7 protein-coding genes are annotated in these 5,179 nt (G+C 71.4%); 3 read left to right on the top strand and 4 right to left on the bottom strand.

Annotation, left to right across the window (positions count from 1 at the left end):
- On the top strand, positions 1 to 218 hold a 218-nt coding region (locus EAO70_RS37065), incomplete at its 5' end, for a hypothetical protein (RefSeq protein WP_148007157.1).
- An 80-nt stretch (positions 219 to 298) separates the two neighbouring features.
- Here the strand turns inward: EAO70_RS37065 and EAO70_RS37070 are convergent.
- The gene (locus EAO70_RS37070; protein ID WP_148007162.1) at positions 299 to 1,678 is read right to left on the bottom strand and encodes an STM4012 family radical SAM protein; all 1,380 of its coding nucleotides are present in this window, start codon (positions 1,676 to 1,678) and stop codon (positions 299 to 301) included.
- A gap of 261 nt (positions 1,679 to 1,939) precedes the next feature.
- Between EAO70_RS37070 and EAO70_RS37075 the strand changes: the two genes are divergently transcribed.
- Positions 1,940 to 3,037 (top strand): DUF1152 domain-containing protein, encoded by a 1,098-nt coding sequence (locus tag EAO70_RS37075; RefSeq protein WP_148007158.1) that lies wholly within the window; start codon positions 1,940 to 1,942, stop codon positions 3,035 to 3,037.
- Positions 3,038 to 3,155: 118 nt separating this feature from the next.
- On the top strand, positions 3,156 to 3,344 hold the full coding sequence (locus EAO70_RS40570; protein ID WP_410091605.1) for a hypothetical protein: 189 nt from the start codon (positions 3,156 to 3,158) through the stop codon (positions 3,342 to 3,344).
- Between the two features lie 86 nt (positions 3,345 to 3,430).
- Here EAO70_RS40570 and EAO70_RS37085 read toward each other — a convergent pair whose 3' ends face one another.
- From EAO70_RS37085 to EAO70_RS37095, 3 genes are all read right to left on the bottom strand, one after another.
- Positions 3,431 to 3,781, bottom strand: a complete 351-nt coding sequence (locus tag EAO70_RS37085) for a PRC-barrel domain containing protein (RefSeq protein ID WP_148007159.1) — start codon at positions 3,779 to 3,781, stop codon at positions 3,431 to 3,433.
- 19 nt (positions 3,782 to 3,800) lie between these two features.
- Positions 3,801 to 4,211, bottom strand: a complete 411-nt coding sequence (locus EAO70_RS37090) for an SsgA family sporulation/cell division regulator (protein ID WP_148007160.1) — start codon at positions 4,209 to 4,211, stop codon at positions 3,801 to 3,803.
- A 191-nt stretch (positions 4,212 to 4,402) separates the two neighbouring features.
- The gene (locus EAO70_RS37095; RefSeq protein WP_187284216.1) at positions 4,403 to 4,897 is read right to left on the bottom strand and encodes a TspO/MBR family protein; all 495 of its coding nucleotides are present in this window, start codon (positions 4,895 to 4,897) and stop codon (positions 4,403 to 4,405) included.
- Positions 4,898 to 5,179: the final 282 nt, after the last annotated feature.

Below are 5,179 nucleotides of genomic sequence, written 5' to 3' on the forward strand. Positions count from 1 at the left end.
ACAACGAGAACACCAGCATCAGCGAGTACAACCAGCAGGCCGGCATGGTCGGCCTCGGCGTCGGCGCCCGCTCGTTCACCACCGACCTGCACTACACCACCGACTACGCCGTCGTGGGCGGCCTGCTGCTGCTGGGCGGGCTGGTGGCCGTCTCGGTGCCGGGCCGACGGCGGACGGCGGTCCGGGAGGAGCGTCGGCCCGAGCCGGTGGGCCGGTGACGGCGGTCCGGGAGGCGTATCGGACGGGTCGGTGCCGGGGCCGGGCCGGTCGCCGGCCGGCCCCGGCTGCCGGCTACCGGCTACCGGTCCTGGTAACTGCTCATGTTCGCGCGTACGTGGTCGGAGAAGAACCGCGGGCCGATCGCGTCGGCGCGGGCCATGCCCTCCGGGGTGAGCAGCAGGACCGGGCCGGCGGGGCGGACCCAGTTGCGGGCCAGGAGATCGTCGAGCTGGGGGGCGAAGTCGTCCTCGAAGCGGGTGCCGAAGTGGCGTTCGTAGCGGGTGACGTCGAGTCCGGACGATTCGAGCAGGTGCTGGAGGACGTACATCCGGCGTCGCTCGTCGTCGCTCATGGCGAAGGCCCACTGGGCGCGGCGGAATCGTTCGCTCGGGGTCGCGATGTAGTCGTCGATGATGCGGCGCACCTCGGGGACGGCGACGGCGTAGTCGGTGGTGTAGTGCAGGTCGGTGGTGAACGAGCGGGCGCCGACGCCGAGGCCGACCATGCCGGCCTGCTGGTTGTACTCGCTGATGCTGGTGTTCTCGTTGTCCTCGACTGCGGCGCTGCCGAGGCGCCGGAAGACCCGCATGGACGTCTGCTCGTAGCCGGCGGAGAGGAGGTGGTCGCGGCCGAAGCGGTAGAGGGCCAGCCGCTGGTCGTCCCAGTCGGCGGGGCTGGTGGCGTGGCGGGAGCTGAGACCGGTCAGCGGGCGTACGTAGAGGGGGTAGAGGTAGATCTCCTCGGGTTCCCAGGCGAGGGCGGCGTCGAGGGAGACCTGGAAGGTGCGTTCGGTCTGGCCGTCGATGCCGTAGATGAGGTCGATGTTCAGGATGGGGAACCGGGCGTCGCGCAGGGCGGCGAGGGCGGATTCGACCTCCTGGCGTTTCTGCGGGCGGACGGCGGCGCGGACTTCGTCGTCGAGGAAGCTCTGGACGCCGATGCTCAGGCGGGTGGCACCGCGTTCGGCGAGGACGGCGAGCCGGTCGGGGGTCGCGGTGGCGGGCGAGGTCTCGACCGACCAGGACGCCGCGTGCAGGTCGGCGCCCATGATGTTCTCGGAGATGTCGCAGAGCCGGGTGAGCTCGTGGGCCGTGAGGTAGGTCGGGGTGCCGCCGCCGAAGGCGGCGAGGGTGAAGCGTAAGGGCTCGCCCTGTGCGTCGAGGGCTTCCCTGGTGACGCGCGCCTGGCGTTCGAGGGTGTCCAGGAAGGCCGAGGTGACCTCTTCGGGGGCGCCGGTGCGGGTGAAGAGGTTGCAGAACCCGCAGCGCATCTCGCAGAAGGGCACGTGGGCGTAGAGGGAGAGGCTGTCGAGCCGTTCCCCGGACCACAGGTCGCTCAGGAGCGGGCCGTCCTCCAGGAGGCGGTAGGCCTTCTGGTGCGGGTAGGCGTAGACGTACTGCTCGTAGGGGGTCTCCCTCGCGGCGGGTGCCGTGACGGGAAGGGAGGGGGACGGGAGCATGACGGACTTGCCCATGGGCGATGCGCCTCGCTTTCTGAGGGGTCGTCACGGGTGGTGACAGCTCGGCACCTTAGAGCGGCCGAGGAGGCGATATCTGTAGTGCGATCAGCAAAACATGTGTTTCGCGCTCTAGATGTTCGTCTGCACTTTTCACGGAGAACGTACTTCGTCCCGAATTGCCGCCCCAGGTAGGCCCCTTGGGCGGACCGGGCCGCCGGATGCGGCTGACGGCACGCGCGTCCATGGGGTTGTGTGGGCGTCATGAAGCGACTTCTCATCGCCGCGGGAGGCGGCGGCGACGCCATCACGGCGGCCATGGTGCACACCGCCTTGCACGGCCGGGACACACCCGCTCTGGTGCTCAGCTACGCGTGGGAAAGGCTGGTCGTCGACCCCGTGCCCGGGCCGCGCGGCATCGCGGACTTCACCGCGCTCGACCGCCCCGCGCCCGATCTGGCGCTCGTCACCCCACGCACCGCGCCCAGGGCTCCGGCGGGCTCGCTCCTCCCCCGGCTGGCCGGCGGTCTGCGGCCCGCCCTGGGGCTGCTCGACCCGTACGACGGAACGATCGGTCTCACCCGGCAGATCGAGGCGGCGGCCCGCTGGTGCGGGGCCGACCAGGTCGACCTCGTGGACGTGGGCGGCGACATCGTCGCGCGCGGCGACGAACCGACCCTGCGCAGTCCGCTCGGCGACGCGCTGGCCTTGGCCGCCTGCGCCGCGACGGGCCTTCCGACCAGCGTGTACGTCGCCGGTCCGGGCCTGGACAACGAGGTGCCGCGGTCCGTCCTGGCTCCTCGACTCGGCGCCCCGGCCTTCGCGTTGGCACCCGGGGACACCGACGACGTGCTGTCCGTCTTCGACTGGCATCCCTCGGAGGCCGGCGCGATGCTCGTCGCGGCGGCCCGTGGGGTCCGCGGCGTCTGCGGCACCCGCGACGCTCCCGCCCCCGTCGTCCTGGACGACTCCTCGCACCTGGTGTACCGGCTCGCGTGCGAGGACGCGCTCCGCCTCAGCCCGCTCGCGCAGGCCCTCGCCCTGTGTCCGGGCCTGGACGCCGCCGAGAAGGTCTCGCACGCCGTCTGCGGTTTCTCCGAGATAGACCGGGAGCGCCGGCGGGCCGCCCTCCTGCCCGCGCCCACGGCCCCTCGCCCTGCCCGGGAACCCGACGTCCTCCTGGACCTGTATCTCGCCTTCGAACACGCGCGTCGCGCCGAGGGCCTGACCTACGTCACGACGCGCAGGATCGCCGAGGATCTCCTCCTCGGCCCGGTGGAGGCCGACACCCTGTTCCGCTCCCTGGCCACGAGTTCACCGGATCGGCGTGTGGCACCGCTGTGGCGGCTGGCGGAGATCTGAGGGCTCGGCGGCGCCCACGGGCCGCGGGGCGGCGGGGCTGAGCCCGTTCGGCGCCGTTAGGGCCTCCGGCGACGGGTGTGCCGAGGCCTTTTCCGACACCGCCTGGGCCGCCGTCGCCGTGGAACTCGCCACCGATCTGCTGCTGAAGAACGACCTGCTGAGGCGACACGGGATCGAGGCGGCTCTCGTCCTGCCCCGTGCGGGCCTGCTCACGGCCCGGCGCCACGGACGCCACGTCCACTACGCCCTCGACCACACGCGGATCGCGACCCTCGGTACGGACCTCCTCAGCGCCCTCCTCCGCTGAACAGAAGCGCTCCGCTGGTCGCCTTCGGCGCAAGGAAGCCACGGCTTGGCCGCCGGGACCGTGGCTCCCTCACCGTGGCTCCCTACCTAGCAGGGCCCGGCCTTCTCGTAGTACTCGGCGAGCTCGGCGCGGTACTCCGGGTCCGCACGGTGCTCGTCGGGCAGGTACTGCGGGGCGTCCTGGATCAGTCCCCGGCTCAGGTCGAGCCGGAGCGTGCGTCCGGCACGGTCGAGGTGCGTCACCGCGCCGGCCGGGATCATGACCTTCCCGAAGATCCAACCGTCCGCCTCCACGACGAGGAACGCCTCGCCGGTCACGTCGGAGTACGTGTCCACCTCGCCGACCCGCCCGTCGGCGGCGTCGACCCGCCATCCGGTCAGATCGAGGTCGCTCAGTTCTCCGCACGACGGGTGGAAGCCCCACGGGTCGTTCGCCATGGTCGTTGCTCTCCTTGTCTCAGCGGGCCAGGATCTCGTCGAGCAGCTTGTCGACGTCCATGGACTCCTCGCCCTCGCCGACGACGTCGTACGTCTGGCGCAGGAACCCCTTGAGCGCTCGGGCCTCGGCGAAGAGGACCGCGCGCCCGTCCTCGTTCTCGGCCGGGCTGCCCAGTCCGATGCGGATCTCGTGGCCGCCGGCGCCCCGGTGGGGGCCGAACGTGACGTCTCCCTCGCCCACCGGGCGCCGCAGCCCGTCCGCGAGCATCGTCCGGTCGAACTGCCAGGAGGCCAGGACGGCGAGTCCGTCGAGGAAGTCCGCCTGGACCGCGTACGGAAGGTCCGCCGAATAGGCGAACCGAGCGAAGAGCGGCACCGTGCTCTCGCCGGCATCGAGACGCACGGCGATCAGGCTGGATACGCAGGACATTGAGGGGACCTCTCAGGATCGGCGAGCACAGCGCACCGACCGCCTGCCCTCATGTCCTGCGCTCATTCCTCACTCGAACTCCGAATTTTCCGAGATGTCGGCATTTCGGACGTCGTCGATCATCGGGTTGTCGATGGTCGGGTTGTCGACTCTTGGGTTGTCGGCGTGGGCGGCTTCAGCTGCGGTGGTCGTCAGCCGTTCGCCGCCCAGATCGCCGCGTTGAGGGCGGTGGCGAAGCACACCCAGCCCAGGTAGGGCACGAGCAGCAGCGCGGCGGCCCTGGACACACGGCTGAAGTACAGGATGGTGAAGCTCGTCGCGACCACCAGGAGGAGGATCTCGACGAGGGCGGCGCCGTACTCGCCCAGTCCGAAGAAGAGAGGGGTCCAGCCCAGGTTGAGGGCCAGTTGCACCACCCACCACACGAGCGCGGGCTTCCTGCCCGCTGCGGCCTGCCGCCGCCAGACCAACCACGCGGCTATGCCGATGGTGGCGTAGAGGACGGTCCAGACAGGGCCGAAGAGCCAGGCCGGAGGAGCCCAGGGCGGCAGGTCCAGCGCTGTGTAGACGGAGCCCGCGTCCGCGGAGGCGAGGGCGCCCACGGCGGCGACGGCGTACACCGCCAGCAGGAAGCCGACCAGGGCGGCCCACGCCCTTCCGCCCTGTGCGGTCACTCGATTGGCCACGTCAGACACCACGACTCCTTGCGACGAGCGCGCCTACCGGCACCCTTCGGATACCTGGGCTTCTGCCCTCCCGTCCTGCTCGGATGCACCTGTCCCCGGCCGGTGCTTCGCGAACGGAGACGATCGGGTCGGGAGCGGCTTCTGCCGGCTGTAGTCGGCCGTTCCGGGCCGAGCAGGTCGGTACGAAGGGGGCCGCGGCGGTCGACGGCAGGACGGTGTGCGGTGCGGTGCCGGAGGCGGGTGCGGGGGCGGGTGCCCCGGCACCCGCCCCCGGCGTTACGG

This window comes from Streptomyces sp. adm13(2018), from assembly GCF_008042145.1.
GTDB lineage: Bacteria > Actinomycetota > Actinomycetes > Streptomycetales > Streptomycetaceae > Streptomyces.

Bases quoted from the DNA above. Each gene is read 5' to 3' on its own strand.
- EAO70_RS37085 (WP_148007159.1), bottom strand. From the start codon at position 3,781: ATGGCGAACGACCCGTGGGGCTTCCACCCGTCGTGCGGAGAACTGAGC.
- EAO70_RS37075 (WP_148007158.1), top strand. From the start codon at position 1,940: ATGAAGCGACTTCTCATCGCCGCGGGAGGCGGCGGCGACGCCATCACG.
- EAO70_RS37090 (WP_148007160.1), bottom strand. From the start codon at position 4,211: ATGTCCTGCGTATCCAGCCTGATCGCCGTGCGTCTCGATGCCGGCGAG.
- EAO70_RS37070 (WP_148007162.1), bottom strand. From the start codon at position 1,678: ATGCTCCCGTCCCCCTCCCTTCCCGTCACGGCACCCGCCGCGAGGGAG.